General features: G+C 60.4%; 16 protein-coding genes and 1 pseudogene. 8 read left to right on the forward strand and 9 right to left on the reverse strand.

Annotation, left to right across the window (positions count from 1 at the left end; genetic code table 11):
- Positions 1-172 precede the first annotated feature (172 nt).
- On the forward strand, positions 173-2,374 hold the full coding sequence (katG, locus tag O7A70_RS06065) for a catalase/peroxidase HPI (protein WP_337139582.1): 2,202 nt from the start codon (positions 173-175) through the stop codon (positions 2,372-2,374).
- A gap of 71 nt (positions 2,375-2,445) precedes the next feature.
- On the opposite strand, the gene O7A70_RS06070 is transcribed toward katG, so the two are convergent.
- Entirely contained in the window at positions 2,446-3,123 is a 678-nt protein-coding gene (locus O7A70_RS06070; protein WP_027146615.1) for an MIP family channel protein, read from the reverse strand.
- 317 nt (positions 3,124-3,440) lie between these two features.
- On the opposite strand from O7A70_RS06070, the gene O7A70_RS06075 reads away from it, so the two are divergent.
- The 3 genes from O7A70_RS06075 (at position 3,441) to O7A70_RS06085 (ending at position 5,969) form a co-directional block, all read left to right on the forward strand.
- Positions 3,441-4,730: an RsmB/NOP family class I SAM-dependent RNA methyltransferase gene (locus O7A70_RS06075; RefSeq protein ID WP_337139583.1), complete on the forward strand. Its 1,290-nt coding sequence runs from the start codon at positions 3,441-3,443 to the stop codon at positions 4,728-4,730.
- Positions 4,731-4,870: 140 nt separating this feature from the next.
- Positions 4,871-5,329: a PaaI family thioesterase gene (locus tag O7A70_RS06080; protein ID WP_027146613.1), complete on the forward strand. Its 459-nt coding sequence runs from the start codon at positions 4,871-4,873 to the stop codon at positions 5,327-5,329.
- Between the two features lie 4 nt (positions 5,330-5,333).
- Complete coding sequence (locus O7A70_RS06085; RefSeq protein WP_337139584.1) at positions 5,334-5,969, forward strand: 5'-methylthioadenosine/S-adenosylhomocysteine nucleosidase; 636 nt, start codon at positions 5,334-5,336, stop codon at positions 5,967-5,969.
- 12 nt (positions 5,970-5,981) lie between these two features.
- Here O7A70_RS06085 and O7A70_RS06090 read toward each other — a convergent pair whose 3' ends face one another.
- Positions 5,982-6,299, reverse strand: coding sequence for a hypothetical protein (locus O7A70_RS06090; RefSeq protein ID WP_337139585.1), 318 nt, complete (start codon positions 6,297-6,299; stop codon positions 5,982-5,984).
- Positions 6,300-6,385: 86 nt separating this feature from the next.
- On the opposite strand from O7A70_RS06090, the gene O7A70_RS06095 reads away from it, so the two are divergent.
- The 3 genes from O7A70_RS06095 (at position 6,386) to O7A70_RS06105 (ending at position 10,059) form a co-directional block, all read left to right on the forward strand.
- Positions 6,386-6,868, forward strand: coding sequence for a MarR family winged helix-turn-helix transcriptional regulator (locus O7A70_RS06095; RefSeq protein ID WP_337139586.1), 483 nt, complete (start codon positions 6,386-6,388; stop codon positions 6,866-6,868).
- A 56-nt stretch (positions 6,869-6,924) separates the two neighbouring features.
- The gene (gene guaA / locus O7A70_RS06100; RefSeq protein ID WP_337107363.1) at positions 6,925-8,487 is read left to right on the forward strand and encodes a glutamine-hydrolyzing GMP synthase; all 1,563 of its coding nucleotides are present in this window, start codon (positions 6,925-6,927) and stop codon (positions 8,485-8,487) included.
- 315 nt (positions 8,488-8,802) lie between these two features.
- The gene (locus tag O7A70_RS06105; protein ID WP_337139587.1) at positions 8,803-10,059 is read left to right on the forward strand and encodes a tyrosine-type recombinase/integrase; all 1,257 of its coding nucleotides are present in this window, start codon (positions 8,803-8,805) and stop codon (positions 10,057-10,059) included.
- Here the strand turns inward: O7A70_RS06105 and O7A70_RS06110 are convergent.
- Together O7A70_RS06110 and O7A70_RS06115 are read right to left on the reverse strand one after the other, a co-directional pair.
- Entirely contained in the window at positions 10,049-10,441 is a 393-nt protein-coding gene (locus O7A70_RS06110; RefSeq protein WP_442920929.1) for a helix-turn-helix transcriptional regulator, read from the reverse strand. The two genes, O7A70_RS06105 and O7A70_RS06110, sit on opposite strands and share 11 nt — an antisense overlap.
- 129 nt (positions 10,442-10,570) lie before the next feature.
- On the reverse strand, positions 10,571-10,765 hold the full coding sequence (locus O7A70_RS06115) for a hypothetical protein (protein ID WP_337139588.1): 195 nt from the start codon (positions 10,763-10,765) through the stop codon (positions 10,571-10,573).
- 282 nt (positions 10,766-11,047) lie between these two features.
- Between O7A70_RS06115 and hemN the strand changes: the two genes are divergently transcribed.
- Positions 11,048-12,382, forward strand: a complete 1,335-nt coding sequence (gene hemN / locus O7A70_RS06120; RefSeq protein WP_337139691.1) for an oxygen-independent coproporphyrinogen III oxidase — start codon at positions 11,048-11,050, stop codon at positions 12,380-12,382.
- 601 nt (positions 12,383-12,983) lie between these two features.
- Here the strand turns inward: hemN and O7A70_RS06125 are convergent.
- From O7A70_RS06125 to O7A70_RS06145, 5 genes and pseudogenes are all read right to left on the reverse strand, one after another.
- Positions 12,984-13,280 (reverse strand): hypothetical protein, encoded by a 297-nt coding sequence (locus O7A70_RS06125; RefSeq protein WP_337139589.1) that lies wholly within the window; start codon positions 13,278-13,280, stop codon positions 12,984-12,986.
- A 418-nt stretch (positions 13,281-13,698) separates the two neighbouring features.
- Positions 13,699-14,388: a response regulator transcription factor gene (locus tag O7A70_RS06130; RefSeq protein ID WP_337129109.1), complete on the reverse strand. Its 690-nt coding sequence runs from the start codon at positions 14,386-14,388 to the stop codon at positions 13,699-13,701.
- Between the two features lie 512 nt (positions 14,389-14,900).
- The gene (locus tag O7A70_RS06135; RefSeq protein ID WP_337139692.1) at positions 14,901-15,146 is read right to left on the reverse strand and encodes an exopolysaccharide production repressor protein; all 246 of its coding nucleotides are present in this window, start codon (positions 15,144-15,146) and stop codon (positions 14,901-14,903) included.
- Between the two features lie 38 nt (positions 15,147-15,184).
- Positions 15,185-15,419 (reverse strand): annotated as a pseudogene (locus O7A70_RS06140) (4Fe-4S dicluster domain-containing protein); the annotation flags it as partial.
- Between the two features lie 668 nt (positions 15,420-16,087).
- Positions 16,088-16,684, reverse strand: coding sequence for a sugar O-acetyltransferase (locus O7A70_RS06145; RefSeq protein ID WP_337139590.1), 597 nt, complete (start codon positions 16,682-16,684; stop codon positions 16,088-16,090).
- Positions 16,685-17,030: the final 346 nt, after the last annotated feature.

Raw genomic sequence — 17,030 nt, forward strand, 5'->3', positions numbered from 1 at the left:
AGCCTACCATAAGAAAATCCTATCGAAATAAACAGGAAAGGCAATTTGTTTTTATCGTCAGTGTGGCCTAGTCTGGGGTGGTTCCAGATTGGCGCGGGCCGCTGGCCGCCCCCAAAATCTCGGCAAAAATCAACCTCGGCAAAATCAAACCTCGGCAAAATTGGAGTGAGAGATGGACGCGAAAACCGACGACAACAGCGCGGGCAAATGCCCTGTTGCGCATGGATCCGCCAGCCGGACCAACCGTGACTGGTGGCCGAACCAGCTTGACCTCGGCGTTCTCCACCAGCAGTCGAACCTGTCGGACCCGATGGGCGAGGACTTCGATTATGCCAAGGAATTCGCGAGTCTCGACCTCGATGCGGTGGTCAAGGACCTGCATAAGGTCATGACGGATTCGCAGGACTGGTGGCCGGCCGACTTCGGCCATTATGGGCCGCTCTTCATCCGCATGGCCTGGCACAGCGCCGGCACCTATCGCATCGGCGACGGTCGCGGCGGGGCCGGAGCGGGCCAGCAGCGTTTCGCGCCGCTGAACAGCTGGCCTGATAACGCCAATCTTGACAAGGCGCGCCGGCTGCTGTGGCCGGTCAAGCAGAAATACGGCCGCAAGATTTCCTGGGCCGACCTGTTGATCCTCACCGGCAACGTCGCGCTGGAATCGATGGGCTTCAAGACCTTCGGCTTCGCCGGCGGCCGCGCAGACGTTTGGGAGCCGGAGCAGGACGTCGACTGGGGCTCCGAGACCAAGTGGCTTGGCGACGAGCGCTATTCGGGCGATCGCGAGCTGCATGGCCATCTCGGGGCCGTGCAGATGGGCCTGATCTACGTCAACCCGGAAGGCCCGAACGGCAAGCCGGACCCGATCGCCGCCGCGCGCGACATCCGCGAAACCTTCGCTCGCATGGCGATGAACGACGAGGAAACCGTGGCGCTGATCGCCGGCGGCCACACCTTTGGCAAGACCCATGGCGCCGGTGATGCCTCGCTGGTAGGGGCCGAGCCGGAAGGCGCCGGCATAGAGGCGCAGGGCCTCGGCTGGTCGAGCAAGTATGCGTCGGGCATTGCTGGCGACGCCATCACCTCCGGCCTCGAAGTCACCTGGACAACGACGCCTACCAAGTGGAGCAACGACTTCTTCGACAACCTGTTCAACTACGAATGGGAACTGACGAAGAGCCCGGCAGGCGCCCATCAGTGGACGCCGAAGGGTGGCGCCGGTGCCGGCACGGTGCCCGATGCGCACGACCCCTCGAAGCGTCGCGCGCCGGCCATGCTGACCACCGACCTCGCGCTGCGGGCCGACCCGGCCTACGAGAAGATCTCACGGCGTTTCCACGAACATCCGGATCAGTTCGCCGATGCCTTCGCCCGCGCCTGGTTCAAGCTGACCCACCGCGACATGGGTCCGGTCGTCCGCTATCTCGGCCCGTTGGTGCCGAAGGAAGAGCTGATCTGGCAGGATCCGATCCCGGCGGTCGACCATGAACTGGTCAGCGATCAGGACATCGCATCGCTGAAGGCCAAGATCCTGGCCTCCGGCCTGTCGGTTTCCGAACTGGTCTCGACGGCCTGGGCCTCGGCTTCGACCTTCCGCAACTCCGACAAGCGCGGCGGCGCCAACGGTGCCCGCATCCGGCTGGCACCGCAGAAGGACTGGGACGTCAACCAGCCGGCCGAGCTAGCGAGGGTGCTTGCCAAGCTCGAAGGCATTCAGAAGGAGTTCAACGCTGGCGGCAAGAAGGTTTCGCTTGCCGACCTGATTGTTCTCGGTGGTGTCGCGGCGGTCGAGAGGGCTGCGAAGGATGGCGGCAATGACGTAAAGGTGCCGTTCACGCCCGGCCGCATGGATGCCTCGCAGGAGCAGACGGACGTCCACTCTTTTGCCGCTCTCGAGCCGAAAGTCGACGGCTTCCGCAACTACGTCAGAGGCAAGCAGCCCATGTCGGTCGAAGCCATGCTGGTCGACCGGGCGCAGTTGCTGGGCCTGACGGCGCCGGAGCTGACGGTGCTTGTTGGCGGCCTGCGGGTGCTCGGCGCCAACACCGGCCAGTCAAAGCATGGCGTGTTCACCGACAGGCCGGGTAAGCTGACCAACGACTTCTTCGTCAACCTGCTCAGCATGAGCACGATCTGGGATCCGGCTGCCGGCTCCGAGCCGGGTTCGGAAGAGGTCTACGAGGCGCGCGACCGCAGGACCAAGGGCGTCAAGTGGACCGGCACCCGCGCCGATCTGATCTTCGGCTCGCATGCGCAGCTGCGTGCCTTGGCCGAAGTCTACGGATCGGCGGACGCCGGGCAGAAATTCGCCCGGGATTTCGTTGCGGCATGGACCAAGGTGATGAACGCCGACCGGTTTGATATCGCTGCCTGATCCGAATTCAAAGTCGTACAAAAAAAGGCGCGGGCCGTAGCTCGCGCCTTTTTGCATTCCAGCTCCGGCAATCAATCCTTCTCGAAAATACGCGCCTTGGCGACGACCCCGGCAATGGCGCCGCCGATCAACGGCGCGACGATGAACAGCCAGAGCTGGCTGAGTGCGGCACCGCCGGTAAACAGCGCCGGACCGATGGAGCGCGCCGGATTGACCGAGGTGCCGGTGACCGGGATCATGGCGAAGTGAATGCCGGCCAGCGTCAAGCCGATGACCAGACCGGCAAAAGCCGTCGAGTGCTTTTCAGCGGTAACGCCGAGGATTACCGTGACGAAGGTGAAGGTGCCGATCAGCTCCCACAGGAACGCCGAGCTCATGCCCCATTTCGTCTCGTCCCAGCCATTCGCGCCGAAGCCGCCTGTGTGGCCGCCGGTCTGGCCGGAAACGATGATCCACAACGCCAGCGAGGCGATGATGGCGCCGATGATCTGCGCGATCCAATAGGGGATGACGTCCTTGGCCGGCAGCCGGCCGGCAAGGAAGACGCCGAGTGTCACCGCCGGATTGAGATGCGCGCCCGAAATCGGGCCGATCGCATAGGCCGCCGCGATGAGGCCGATGCCGAATGCCAGGCCGATGCCTTCCTGGCCAAGCGGCAGCGCGCCGCCGAAGCCGCCCGTCACCACGGACGCCGTACCGATGAACACCAACAGAAATGTGCCTAGAACTTCCGCCAGATAAGTCTTCATTGCCCTCTCCTCGTGACGATCCGCCGGTCCACGGTTTCCGCGCCGCGAATCATGGCGGCAAGAGTATTCCCAACCGGAAAACTTGGAAAGCAGAGCGGTTGCGCCGCAAGTCGTCCTTGCGGCCGCCAGTTAACAACATTAGAAGTCTTGCATCTACTGGTCTGTCTGCTGCTAGCGGCTGCGGAGATTTACTGGTCGGGCAGGTTTCGCGATCACGGCCAGCTTGCTCTCGCGGCGAGACCGAGCGGGGTTCAATCCGGACGTGAAAGGCTCTAAGAGCAGACCGAGATAATGTGCTCGATTTGATGGAATGACGAATGCGACTGGGCGGACGGGTGGCTGCGGCTATCGAAGTGCTGGAGGACATTGGCCGGCGTCACCGGCCGGTGGCCGACGCGCTGAAGGACTGGGGCCTGTCACATCGCTTCGCCGGCGGTGGTGATCGCGCCGCGATCGGCAACATCGTTTACGACGCGCTGCGCCACAAGCGCTCTGCCGGCTGGTTGCTGGGCGAAGACACGCCGCGCGCCATCGGCTTCGGGGCGCTATTGCTCGAATGGAACCAGACGGGGCAGTCGCTCAATGCTGCGCTCGAAGGCGACAAGTTCGCGCCGCCGCTGCTCAGCGCCACGGAACTCAAGGCAATCGCGGAACGCCGGCTTGCCGACGCGCCGCCCGCGGTTCGCGCCGACATACCCGATTGGTGCGAACCGCTTTTCGAGCGGGCCTTTGGCGAGACATGGGTCGAGGAGGGCGCGGCGTTGGCCAGGCGTCCGCCGCTCGACATCCGGGTCAACACGCTTCAAGCCGATCGCGTCAAGGTCTTGGCCGAACTGGAGCAGACCGGTGCCAGTGTCGCACGGATCGCACCCTACGGTATCCGCATCCCGCCGATCGACGGTGATGGCCGACACCCGAACGTGCAGGCCGAGCCGGCCTTCCAGAAAGGCTGGTTCGAAGTCCAGGACGAGGGGTCGCAAATTGCGGCAGCGCTTGCCGGCGCGACGGCCGGCATGCAGGTGCTCGACTTCTGCGCCGGCGCCGGCGGCAAGACGCTGGCGCTGTCGGCGGCGATGGACAATCACGGCCAGATCTTTGCCCATGATGCTGAAAAGGCGCGGTTGGCGCCAATCTTCGACCGCATCCGCCGGTCGGAAAATCGCAATGTGCAGGTCGCCACCAAGCCGGCCGAGCTTGCCCCACTGGTCGGTCACATGGACATCGTGCTGGTCGATGCCCCCTGCACCGGCAGCGGTACCTGGCGGCGTCGTCCCGATGCCAAATGGCGGCTGACGCACAGACAGCTCGACGCCCGCAAGGGCGAGCAGGCGACGATCCTCGATGCCGCCAGGATGTATGTCAAACCCGGCGGCCTGCTGGTCTATATCACCTGCTCGGTGTTCGACGAGGAGAATGGCGAACAGGTCATGGCGTTTCGTGAGCGCAGCAGCGGCTTTGCTCCGGTCGATCACCGCGCTCTCTGGGACGGCCGTTTTCCGGGCCACCAAGCAGCGGCGCGGATCGGCGCTGGCGGCGATATTTCCCTGTCGCCGGCGCTGAGCGGCACTGATGGGTTCTATTTCTGCGCGCTGCGCCGGACCAACTGAGCCCTGCCGCATCCGCCGGCAGTTCGCGGCCACTCGGCCGGTGACGGCCTACGAGACCGATTGTTGCAGTGCAGCAATTGAGATTGCCTGCCGCCGATCCCTCTGCAATAAGCTTTGCCAGACAAACGAAGGCAACGGCGATGGCAGCGAAGATCGTACCGGCTCCAGACTATGAGGATCGCGTCCGGGCGTCCTTCGCACGCCAGCAGGCGATGGCGACGATTGGCGCCGAATTGACGTTGGTGACACCCGGCATAATCGAGATCGAGATGCCCTATTCGGCGGCGCTGACCCAGCAGCATGGCTTCCTGCATGCAGGCGTCATTTCGACGGCGCTGGACTCGGCTTGCGGCTATGCGGCATTCTCGCTCATGCCTGAGAATTCCGGCGTGCTGACCATCGAATTCAAGGTCAACCTTCTGGCGCCGGGCCGGGGCGAACGCTTTCTGTTCCGCGGTTCGGTGACCAAACCCGGCCGTACCATCATCGTTGCCGACGGCCAGGCCTATGCCTTCGCCGCCGACGGCGAGGCCAAGCTGATCGCCACCATGACCGGCACGATGATGACGATGGTTGGTCGCGACGGTATAGCGGGATGAGCCGATGAGCAATGTCGTGCGCATTGGCGGCAAGAATGTGCTCTTCGTCATGGCGGCGCAGGCCGAATATGGCCCGCATCTGCAGCGGCTGTTCACCCCGCTGATGACGGGCGTCGGCCCGGTCGAAGCAGGCGTACGGCTGGGCGCCGAGCTCTCCTGGTTGAAATCCACAAAAGCATTGCCGGACCTCGTCGTTTCGCTGGGCTCGGCCGGCAGCCGCAGGCTGGAACAGGCTGAAATCTACCAGGCCGCTTCGGTGAGCTATCGCGACATGGACGCTTCGCCGCTCGGCTTCGAGAAGGGCGCGACGCCTTTCCTCGACCTGCCGGTGACGGTGCCGCTGCCTCTCGTTATTCCAGGCATCAGAAGCGCCACGCTCTCGACCGGCGGCGCGATCGTCACCGGTGCCGCTTATGACGCGATCGACGCCGATATGGTCGACATGGAGACCTTCGCCTGCCTGCGCGCCTGCCAATTGTTCGGCGTGCCGCTGATCGGCCTGCGCGGCATTTCCGACGGCGCGGCCGATCTGCGCCATGTCAACGACTGGACGGAATATCTGCACGTCATCGACGAGAAACTGGCCGTGGCGATCGAGTCGCTCGAACGGGCGATCGGTGGCGGCCTGCTCGAGGGCTGACTGTTCTTCGGATCAAGCGGCCAGGCGCTGCGGATCGCCGAAATCGATGCGTGAGACGCGTCCGCGCACGGCGCCTGTTGCGTCGATATAATCGATCGCCCCCGGTGTATGATCGAGTTTCCACGCGCCGGCGGGGCCGTCTTTCCATTCGACCTTGTAGCCGTCGTCCAGCAGCGCCCAACGTCCGTGGAAGCGTGTGCCGTCCGGTAGGAGCATGTGCGCCCGATCTTCAGTTTCATAGTGGACGAAGGCGTGCTTGCCGCCCATGTCGATGACATGCGTGGTTCCGACCATGATAATGGCCAGCGTGTCCCTGTTCAGTAATGTCATTATACCTGTCCATGGGTTCGCGTTTCGAAAGAGCCTCGACGGGATGAATATCGTCAAGTATCTTGACTATACGGAGTCTGGAGTAAATGGTCAAGCAACTTGACGAAAAAACCGAAGCGTTGCCGGACCATGTCGGCTGGCGGCTGTGGCAGGCGAGCCGTGCCTGGCAGGTGGAATTTGCCGCCGCCATGCGGGCCGCCGGCCACGCCTGGTTCAGCGAGGCGCGCGCCGGGCTGCTCGGGCACATCCCCCGCAACGGCACGCACCAGTCGGCATTGATCGAGCGCGCGGCCACCTCCAAGCAAGCGGTTCAGCAATTGCTCGACGGTCTGGAAGCGGAAGGCGTGCTGGAGCGGTTGCCCGATCCACGGGACGGGCGCGGCAAGCTTGTGCGCTATACCCGCAAGGGTCTGGATGCCTTGCGCGACGGCGACCGCATCAAGCTTCAGATCGAGCGCGGCTATATCGATCGCATCGGCGAGCAGCGGTTCGCGGCGCTTATGGACGCCTTGCGCACACTTGACGCGGGGCGGGGCGACGCATCGGGAGGAGCACCGGGGCTGAAGTGAGCGGCGTGATCGCGCAACCCATTGCGCCGACTCGTTTCTTTCTCTAAAGGCTCGCCATGACGACAGCCAATCACACCGACACCGTCCTGATTGTCGATTTCGGCAGCCAGTTTACCCAACTCATCGCCCGCCGCATCCGCGAGGCCGGCGTGTTTTCCGAGATCGTGCCGTTCCAGTCGGCCGAAGCCGCGTTCAAGCGCATCAATCCGAAAGCGGTGATCCTGTCCGGCGGCCCCGCCTCGACATCGGACATCGGCAGCCCGCGCGCGCCACAGATCGTCTTCGACGCCGGTGTGCCGGTGCTGGGCATCTGCTACGGCCAGATGGCCATGTGCGTGCAGATGGGCGGCGTCGCCGAAAGCTCCAACCATCGCGAATTCGGCCGCGCCTTTGTCGAGATCGAGAAGGACAGTCCGCTGTTCGAGGGGCTTTGGGCGACCGGCCAGCGCCATCAGGTGTGGATGAGCCATGGCGATCGCGTCATCGCCTTGCCGCCGGGCTTCGAGGTGTTCGGCAAATCGGAAAGCTCGCCTTTCGCTATCTTCGGCAATGTCGAGCGCAGGATGTACGGCATCATGTTCCACCCGGAGGTGGTGCACACACCCGACGGCGCCCGGCTGCTCAGGAATTTCGTTCACAACATCGCCGGCATCGAAGGCGACTGGACGATGCGCGCCTATCGCGAACACGCGGTCGAGGCGATCCGCAAGCAGGTCGGCAAGGGCAAGGTCATCTGCGCGCTGTCGGGCGGCGTGGATTCCTCGGTCGCCGCCCTTCTGATCCACGAGGCGGTCGGCGACCAGCTGACCTGCATTCTCGTCGACCACGGCCTGATGCGCAAGGACGAGGCCGCCGGTGTGGTGGCGATGTTCCGCCAGCATTACAATCTGCCGCTGATCCTGGTCGATGCCTCCGACAAATTCATCTCGGCGCTGGAGGGCGAGTCGGATCCGGAAAAGAAGCGCAAGACTATCGGCCGGCTGTTCATCGAGGTGTTCGAGGACGAGGCAAAGAAGCTCGGCGGCGCCGATTTCCTGGCACAAGGCACGCTCTATCCCGACGTCATCGAAAGCGTCTCCTTCACCGGCGGCCCGTCGGTGACGATCAAGTCGCACCACAATGTCGGCGGCCTGCCCGAGCGCATGAACATGCAATTGGTCGAGCCGTTGCGCGAACTGTTCAAGGACGAGGTGAGGGCGCTAGGCAAGGAGCTCGGTCTGCCCGAAAGCTTCATCGGACGCCATCCGTTCCCAGGCCCCGGTCTTGCCATCCGCTGCCCTGGCGGCATCACGCGCGAGAAGCTGGAGATCCTGCGCGAGGCCGACGCCATCTATCTCGACGAGATCCGTAAGGCTGGCCTTTATGACGCGATCTGGCAGGCCTTCGCCGTGTTGTTACCGGTGCAGACAGTTGGCGTGATGGGCGACGGCCGCACCTACGAATTCGTCTGTGCGCTGCGTGCAGTCACTTCGGTCGACGGCATGACGGCTGATTTCTATCACTACGACATGGCCTTCCTGGGTGCCGCCGCCACCCGCATCATCAACGAAGTGCGCGGCATCAACCGTGTGGTGTACGACGTCACCTCGAAGCCGCCTGGCACAATCGAGTGGGAATGAAATGATGTTGTTCAGAGACTATCGCCGCCTATCGAAACGTGCACCTAAACCACTGAAAAATAACGAAATTACTCTCGTTGACTATCGGTCCCTATCGCGGACAAGCGCTTGGATTTGACGGTAAAGCTGACGGTAAAGGATTTTAGCTCACCTGTTGATTTTGCCATTACCGTCAGCCAGATTTCGAGCGTGACGGTAAAATATTTTGACTAACTGATTGATATAGCAAGATTAATAAGAACAAGTTGCATGGAAGTCGTCTGACGGTAAAATCGAGGGTAATGAGTGCATTTCCGACCCCCGAGAGGATGTCCTATGCTCACTGATACCGCTCTCAAGTCCCTGAAACCAAAGGACAAAACGTACAAGGTTGCAGACCGTGACGGTATGTACGTCACCGTCTCCCCGACAGGATTAATCACGTTCAGGTATGACTACCGTTTGAATGGAAGACGAGAGACCCTGACAATTGGGCGATATGGTCGTGGAGGCATCTCCCTTGGACAGGCGAGAGAGAAATGCCTCGATGCTCGGCGCGCGACGGCCGAGGGCCTGTCCCCAGCGCGTGAGAAACAGCGAGAGAAGCGCCGTAATTCAGAGGCGAAAACTTTCAATGAGGTTGCTGAGCGCTGGATCAAGGAAGCCAGGATGGCCGACAGCACGCGTTCGATGCGGAAAGCCATCCTCAACCGTGACATTGTTCCCGCCTGGAAGAACCGCTTTCTCACCGAAATTACCTCTGACGACCTGCGTGAGCTCTGCGCCAAGGTGAAAGAACGCGGGGCGCCGGCCACCGCCATCCATGTGCGCGATATCATTAAGCAGATCTACGGGTTTGCCATCTTGCATGGCACCAAGATCGCCAATCCCGCTGATGAAGTTGGGCCGGCTTCGATCGCGACCTTTGTACCCAAGGATCGCGCTCTCACGCCCGCCGAAATTCGGATCATGCTCAATCAACTCGAGCATGTGCCGACCCTGCCGACGATCCGGCTCGGATTAAGGCTGATCCTGTTGACCATGGTGCGCAAGAGCGAATTGCTAAACGCCGTCTGGGCCGAGGTGGACTTCGAGAACTCAGTCTGGACCATCCCGAAGGAACGAATGAAGCGATCCAAGGCGCACAATGTCTATCTGTCACAACAGTCGATGGACATTCTCATCGCGCTAAAGACCTGTGCCGGGAATTCTCGGTATATCCTGCCGTCACGTTACGAGGCAGATGAGCCCATGTCTCGCGCGACATTCAATCGGGTCACCTATGCCGTTGTCGAGCGGACAAAGAAAGAGGGCCTAACATTGGAGGCCTTTACAGTGCACGATCTTCGACGCACCGGCTCGACGCTTCTCAACGAAATGGGATTTAACGGGGATTGGATTGAGAAATGTCTCGCCCATGAAGACGGCCGGTCTTCTCGCGGCGTCTACAACAAGGCTGAATACGAACAGCAGCGTCGCCATATGCTCCAAGAATGGGCTGACATGGTTGACGCGTGGGTGGAAGGGCGGAAGCGCGTTCCAACACTTTATCCACCGGCCATGCAGTTGCTCCCGTTGGAAGCTACCGTCTGACTGGACGTGTCTTGCGCTTCCTCACGTCCGGTGGTGGAGCTTTCTTTGTCAAGGCTGCATTGGATGCACGGCGACGTTCCTCAACCCAGTCTTCCACCTCGGCCAAGTCCCAAACGACGCAACGCGGGGTCAGGTAAAACCGTCGCGGAAACTCGCCGCGCTGTTCCATTTCATAGATCGTGGTATCGGCTAAAGGGACGATCTTGCGAAGCTCGGTTCGCCGAATTGCCCGTTTGTTCGACGGGCGCGACGGCAATGAAAGGCCGTTGACGATACGGGCCATTTCCGCAGCCGGAGCACCGTCCTGCTGGTTTGGTTCTCGCTCCGATACACGTGCATCAGTTTCCATTTTCCCAATCACAGTCGATTCCAGATCACGCAATGTTGGACGACATGCTGGGTGCATCGTGCCTGGAAAGGAAGCTGGTCCCCCCATGCAGCGTGGAAAGGATTGCGCGGACCTGCAAAACGGACACGTTGCGCCAAGACAGCGAATGAGTTTCGAATGCTACTACAGTGCTTCCGATATCGGCTCGGCTGCGCAATCGAGGTCAACTGCCCTTGAAGCCAGAAAAGCCATCGGTTCATGAAACTGGTGGCGTGGACGGCCGTCCAGTCGTTCCAAGCGGCGGGCGCTGTTCGACTGCTCGTAGGCCAGCGCGGCTCGTGCATCGCTGCCCCTTATCTCGCGCTGGAGCTCCATCATGTCGCGCTGCATATCCTGGGTGGCTTGCAGCAGGCCCCGATCATCATTGCCAAAGTTTTCGTCCCGGATGCCGGCATAACCCGCTCCTTCCTCCGAGCTAGTTCAGTTCGGCCCTGTCGTTTCAATCGTCGGCACTATCATTTGAGTCCGGGACAGCGAAGTCAGCAGCTAGCACTGAGATCGCTGTTAGCCTCCGGCTAAGTCGGACGGTTGACATAGCGCAAAGACACACGAGCGCGCAGCGGTGCAGAATAGGCCGATTTGAAGAAGGAACAACGTCAATTGCGGAGCTCAATCCTGACAAAATATGCGGACGCTGGCCCGCCTTGGTACACCATCTATCCGGCTGCTCCGCAGTTCTCCACCACGGTCGACGCCGAGGCTTGTAGGGAATGGCTGACCTGCCTGCCGGCTGAGGAACCCATCTCGCTCTATGTCCACATCCCGTTCTGCCGCTCGTTATGCTGGTATTGCGGCTTCCCCACCGGAGCCACTCGGCGGGATGCGCCAATCCTCGATTATCTGGCGGTTCTGCGTGATGAGATCCGTTTGGTCGCGGAGCAAGCGCCGAAGCCGCTGCCAGTGAGCGACGTGCACTTCGGGGGCGGAACGCCGACCCTCATAGGACCTGCGGAGCTCCTGGCCCTAATGAAACTCCTGCGCCACCGTTTCGCGTTCAGGAAAACGGCGACGATCGCGGTCGAGATCGACCCGCGCACATTCACGACCGAGATGGCCGAGGCGCTAGGGGCAGCCGGCGTGACCCGCGCGAGTCTGGGTATTCAAAGCTTTGACCCCGTTGTTCAAAAAGCGATCAATCGGGTCCAGAGTGAAGCAGAGACGTCAGCCGCCACGGAGACCTTGCGCCATAATGGAGTGAGCCGTGTCAATTTCGATCTTGTTTACGGTCTCCCCAATCAGACAGTGCAGTCATGCGTTCAGACCGCGGCGGCAGCGGTAGCCATGCATCCCGACCGACTTGCAGTGTTCGGCTACGCGCATGTTCCGACCTCTAGGAAAAACCAGCGCCTGATCGATGAGGCAGCGCTGCCGGACATCACTGCGCGCGCGGAACAGGCCGAAGCCGTGGCCGAGACCCTGATTGCCGCCGGCTACCGCCAGATCGGGCTTGACCATTTCGCTCTGCCTCATGACGAGCTCGCGCTGGCGCACAAAGCCGGTCGCCTACGGCGTAACTCCCTAGGTTACTCGGCCGACACCTGTAAAACTGTGATCGGCTGTGGTGCGTCGGCCATAGGGCGTCTCGGCGATGGTTACGTCCAAAACGAAGTTGCTATCAGTTCCTACAGCCGTCACATCAGAGCCGGCCGCTTGGCGACGTCCAAGGGCTACCATCTCACTGGCGAAGATCGCCTCAGATCTGCAATCATCGAGCGGCTGATGTGCGATTTGGAGGCCGACGTGCCAGCAATCTGTGCAGCCCACGGATTTGACTCGAACCCTCTTCTCGAGTCGGCTAAAAGCTTGGCGATGCTCGCCGACGATGGGATAGTGGATATCGAAAACGGTTGCATCCGCGTTAGGCACAAGCACCGCTTTGTAGTTCGGGCTGTTGCTGCTGTGTTCGACGCCTATGCCAATCGCTCATCCTGTTAGTACAATCAATTTTGAGCCGATCCAAAAGCATGACGGTCCTTTGCGAGCCGATATGCAACATCGATGTGAGGAGGACGGATTGCTAACGGCTGCCGCTTCCAGACATCCGGCCGCTTTTGGCCCAAGCGCGCGGAAGGACCTGTCGAGTCGTCTGGTGCTCCGGGCCGAGCCGGACTTGGCGGGCTCGGCCTTTCAGATTCCGCACAGATTTCGCTCGGGTCTCGGCGTGCGCGCAGCCTGCTTGTGCTCAAGCGCTGGGCAGGTGCGGATATCATGTGCGACGTCATCCATGAGGCGCTGCAGCAACTTGTTGCCAGGTAAACTGAGGCGGCCCTCGACCGCGTCGACTTGCGATCACTCGGATTAGAACCCGGATTCTCGGCCACCCAGCACGGGACAGCCGGCGCGGCTAGCTGCGATCCTAGTTCCCTTTGGTGGGTTTACCGAGCGCAGGATCATACCGACCGGCCGGCCTGTTGCGACCTCATATGGCTGGGTCGCTAAGAAGCGGCGCTGGGCGAGACCAGCCTTGAAGACCGAGAGCTGTGAACGACGTCCGCCGTCCCGGCGAGCTCGAGCGTCGTTTTGGCCGCGGCATTGCTCAGTGATCACAGATCCACCAGCACACGGCCAAGTCGGCTGGCGGTCCTGCGGTCTGGCAGGTGACCAGGCAGAAAACACGTCCGCTTTGAGCACAGGTCACGCCCGCCATCAGGCAGACTTCGGGCAATTCGCGGGGCCCGATCGGTGGGGTTCCGGTCGAGATCAAGGGCGACGTCATGACAGCAGCCGGAGGCGGAGCCGGGCGGTCCTCGGTTTCGGACGCAAATGATTTCAAGGGCACAAACAAGCCCAGAAAGCCAATCGCGGCCGATGCGAGCAGAGGGGATTTCTCCATTTGTGTGTCTCCTTGATCAATTTGGAAAATGGTCTTGAAGCCGAACCCTGCGGGCCTTGAAGTCGCACAGCCATGCGCGTTGAAAGTGCTTCATCACCGGCGCGGCTAAAGAGGCTGACGCCAATCGCGCCAGTTACAGCTGCCCAAAGTACATCGTGTTGAGATGCATCATGCAACGCGGTTAAGTCTTTGCTCGGCGAGGAAATCTCTACATCGTTCAAGGGAATCCGGGACAGTGGCAGATAATTATTGGAAGCAAATGTGAATTTACTAGCGATCGAAACTATTGTGAACGAAGATCGGCGAAAACATCTTTCCAGTGAGCCAGAAGAAGGCCTTGGTAGCCTGCTGCGTGATTTCCGTGTACATATAGTGTTATAACCACCGCAAACCGGGAACATTGGTTCACGATCGCTGGTTACGCTTCTGGCGGCCTGTCATTTAGTTCGAGAACATAACCGATGCCCCGCACCGTCTTGATCGAAAGCGTCGCACCGGACTGGCCCAAAAGCGCGCGTAAGCGATAGATCCCCACTTCAAGCGCATTGCTCGAGACTTCCTCGTCGAAGGCATAGAGGCTGTCCACCAGGAGCTCGCGCGGCAACGTGCGACCCGCGCGATTGAGCAGATGCTCAAGAATGCATAGTTCGCGGCGCGGGATCTTCAGCGGCTGACCGCCAACGGAAACCTGGCGGCCGATTGGATCGAATGTGAGATTGCCAAACGTGACGATGGGGTCGGTCACCTGTGTTGATCGCCGCAGAACGGCTCTTATCCGCGCAATGAGCTCATCAGTCGAGACAGGCTTACGCAAGAAGTCATCCGCGCCCCCGTTGAAAATCGCGATTCGCGTATCGAGATCATCCAGGCTGCTCATCATAATAGCAGGAACCGAATGCCCCTCGCGCCTCAACTGCCTCAACCAATCTAACCCATCTCCATCCGGCAGGGCCAACTCGAGGAGGAGAATTTCGTAGCGTGCACAACCAAATGCAAGCGACGCCTCATCGAGAGTAGGCATCACGTCAACGGTGAAACCGCAGTCCAAGAGCGCTCCTTGCATCACTTGGGTAAGCTTTGCATGATGATCAACGAGTAGCGTTCGCATTTCGTGTCCTATCGAGAGGGCTTGGCACGGGAAGCGTTGTTGGGCGCTGTTGATGCGGGGAGCTTTTTTGATCGGCAGATGCGCGCTGTCGGCGCGGCCTGCCGGGGACGGCATTACAGAGCCTCAGGCCATCTATTTGCTGGACTTCGGGTATGCGCGGCCTCATGCCGGCCGCGCTTCTGCGCAGAGGATGGGCTAGACCCGGCGCAGATTGCCACGGGGTGCTAGCACGAACTCTGTTCGTTTGGCGGCCAAGTTGCCAGCCACAGGCGGCGTATGCGGAAGCCTGCCTTGGCCATGGCAAACGGACGCTCGATCGCCGGCGGGGGCGCGACCAAAGGTGAGCGGGTGGCTTTCGAATTTTGCTAGGTTTTCTCCGGCGGTGTGTGATTGAGCTATGCACGAGTCCTGCCAAAGTTCGTGTTCCCAAGAGAACCCGTCGCTGATTTCCAGCACCTCTTTCGCCATCGAAGTGACGCAATTCGCATGCAGAGGCTGCGACGTTGGAAAGTTCATTCCTCGTCCTCCCGACAGGTTTGCGACTGGCGCCGAACTTCCTCGTCGCCATCAAAAAGCTCGGTCTTTCGTGCAGCGCAGCCGGACCGCCAGATCAGAAAGAGCACGCTTCCAAAATAGCCTGCCTGGAGAAGCAGTGCACAACTCAGCGTCTTGAGGATTGCCGCTCGGATGGAATGCGAGAGGAGATAGGCGCCCAGAGCATTGACGGGCAGGACCACCGCCAGGACGTGGCAAAACATTCTGAGGGGCACGCACGCTCTCCTGTTCGTCCGTCGGATCACGCTGCGGGGTTGTCGGCCGCAACCTGGTTGGCAGTGTTCTTCGGACAGACGGGAGCGCAGGCTCCGCAGCCGATGCAGCAGCCGTCATGGTCGAGACGATAGTCATGCCATTGAGCTCGCCATCGAAGTCGTCCCCGTCATCGCAGACGCCGAGGATTTCACCCGCGTCCTCCTCCCGTTGAGATGCAAGGCTTCGCGCGGGCAGACCTTGAAGCAGCGGCCGCAGCCAATCTGGCGCCGTCGCAGGTAAGGAACGGGCTGGTCATCGTGAATTCTCCACGCAGCGAGGTCTCTCTTTGCAGCGTCCCAACTCGGTAAACGTCGAACGTTTTCCCAGCGAAAGCTCTTATCCTGCGCCGGCCGACCGGGAGGTCCTCGGCTAGGTCGTGCAACTCATCATCAAGGGACGCCGAAAAAAAACGCCAGGCAGGCGATCTCTGTTCGCATCAGCTCTGGCGTTCCAGATCCATAGCTTTCGATAGCCGGCGTCCTCTCAAGTCCCCATGCTCTAAAAGGACTAGCTTTCGAGAAGCTGACGAATCTCAAAGGAATCGCGGTAAACGGAGCGCTTCAGAAACGAGCTGAAAAGCGGACAGATCCATCCGTTATGTGGAAAATGCTCTAACGAGCAGCGCCGATCAGCTTCTCAACAAGCTCACTTACAGCGTGAAGAGATCGGTTGCGCGCCCGCAACGGGGGAGACGTTTGCCGAGAAGCATCCCTCCCCGACCGACGGCATTCTCCGTCTGCTGGGGCGGGATGTCCGGCAATAGCGACCACCCGAAATCCGTGTCCGCACGCGAGGCTCCTGATCTGCCTGGTGAGGTAGCGTCCGTTGGGCGGGTAGGTGATGGTGCTGGACTGACCGTGCTTGGAGGAGAGTTGCAACTGTGACCAGTTTAGTTTCTATCTGACGAGTAGTTTTCTCGCTCATCCGCAGAGATTTCTCGGATCACTCGACAAGGGTTACCAGCTGCAAACACTCCGGCCGGAATGTCGCGTGTTACGACACTGCCTGCACCGATCACAGTGCCTGATCCGATTGTCACGCCAGGCAAGATAATCGCCCCCGCTCCCACCCATACGTCCGATCCAATCTCAACCGGCTTTCCGTACAGCTGTTTCCGGCGAAGGGCAGCATTAAATGGATGCATTGGCGTCAGGATTTGGACGCCTGGACCAACGAGCCCGTGGTCACCTATGCGAACTCGACAGCAATCGAGTACTATGCAGTTAAAATTGAAAACGACGTGCATGCCTAATTCTATGTTGGAACCGTAATCGCAGAAAAATGGTGGCTGGACCGAAACAGTGTCTCCGCCTTTCCCGAAAATATGTTGGCAAAGGCTTCGACGTAGATCCTGGTCAGCTTCACTGGAAGAGTTTATCTTTTGGCACAGACCTCTTATCCTGTTTCTCTGTTCAACAAGCGAAGGATCCATAACATCGTAAAGCTCTCCGGATAGCATTTTTTCATTTTCGGTGCGCAGGCTCATTTCAACAATCTCACAGGGTACGACTTGATTTATATAAATTTGGAGTTAGGCGCGAAATGAGGCTCGGGAAAACGACAGCGGGAGCTTTTGCCTATGAAGCTTCCGCACGATGGTATCGCCATTGAGGGCGGATCGTCCGGCGCCGTTCGGCGAGTTCCACATGGTAGGCTAGTTCCAGTTCACTTTCCTTCCAAGCCTCCAGCGCTCTTGAGGGTGCGTGAAAGGACTTCTACTCTCTTGCCGTTTTAACACGCGACAGTTTCCGATGTAGAAGGAGGCTTGAGAACAGTACGAGGCTTGCCGGTGGTTGAGCGTCTGTACAGGTTGGGTGGGCCTTTTTGGCGTC

This window comes from Mesorhizobium sp. Cs1299R1N1 (assembly GCF_037179655.1).
GTDB classification, from domain to species: Bacteria; Pseudomonadota; Alphaproteobacteria; order Rhizobiales; family Rhizobiaceae; genus Mesorhizobium; species Mesorhizobium salmacidum.

What these genes read in the sequence shown, in the direction of transcription:
- katG (WP_337139582.1), top strand. Translation starts at nt 173, where the DNA reads ATGGACGCGAAAACCGACGACAACAGCGCGGGCAAATGCCCTGTTGCG.
- O7A70_RS06070 (WP_027146615.1), bottom strand. Translation starts at nt 3,123, where the DNA reads ATGAAGACTTATCTGGCGGAAGTTCTAGGCACATTTCTGTTGGTGTTC.
- O7A70_RS06075 (WP_337139583.1), top strand. Translation starts at nt 3,441, where the DNA reads ATGCGACTGGGCGGACGGGTGGCTGCGGCTATCGAAGTGCTGGAGGAC.
- O7A70_RS06080 (WP_027146613.1), top strand. Translation starts at nt 4,871, where the DNA reads ATGGCAGCGAAGATCGTACCGGCTCCAGACTATGAGGATCGCGTCCGG.
- O7A70_RS06085 (WP_337139584.1), top strand. Translation starts at nt 5,334, where the DNA reads ATGAGCAATGTCGTGCGCATTGGCGGCAAGAATGTGCTCTTCGTCATG.
- O7A70_RS06090 (WP_337139585.1), bottom strand. Translation starts at nt 6,299, where the DNA reads ATGACATTACTGAACAGGGACACGCTGGCCATTATCATGGTCGGAACC.
- O7A70_RS06095 (WP_337139586.1), top strand. Translation starts at nt 6,386, where the DNA reads ATGGTCAAGCAACTTGACGAAAAAACCGAAGCGTTGCCGGACCATGTC.
- guaA (WP_337107363.1), top strand. Translation starts at nt 6,925, where the DNA reads ATGACGACAGCCAATCACACCGACACCGTCCTGATTGTCGATTTCGGC.
- O7A70_RS06105 (WP_337139587.1), top strand. Translation starts at nt 8,803, where the DNA reads ATGCTCACTGATACCGCTCTCAAGTCCCTGAAACCAAAGGACAAAACG.
- O7A70_RS06115 (WP_337139588.1), bottom strand. Translation starts at nt 10,765, where the DNA reads ATGATGGAGCTCCAGCGCGAGATAAGGGGCAGCGATGCACGAGCCGCG.
- O7A70_RS06125 (WP_337139589.1), bottom strand. Translation starts at nt 13,280, where the DNA reads ATGGAGAAATCCCCTCTGCTCGCATCGGCCGCGATTGGCTTTCTGGGC.
- O7A70_RS06130 (WP_337129109.1), bottom strand. Translation starts at nt 14,388, where the DNA reads ATGCGAACGCTACTCGTTGATCATCATGCAAAGCTTACCCAAGTGATG.
- O7A70_RS06135 (WP_337139692.1), bottom strand. Translation starts at nt 15,146, where the DNA reads ATGTTTTGCCACGTCCTGGCGGTGGTCCTGCCCGTCAATGCTCTGGGC.
- O7A70_RS06145 (WP_337139590.1), bottom strand. Translation starts at nt 16,684, where the DNA reads ATGAGCCTGCGCACCGAAAATGAAAAAATGCTATCCGGAGAGCTTTAC.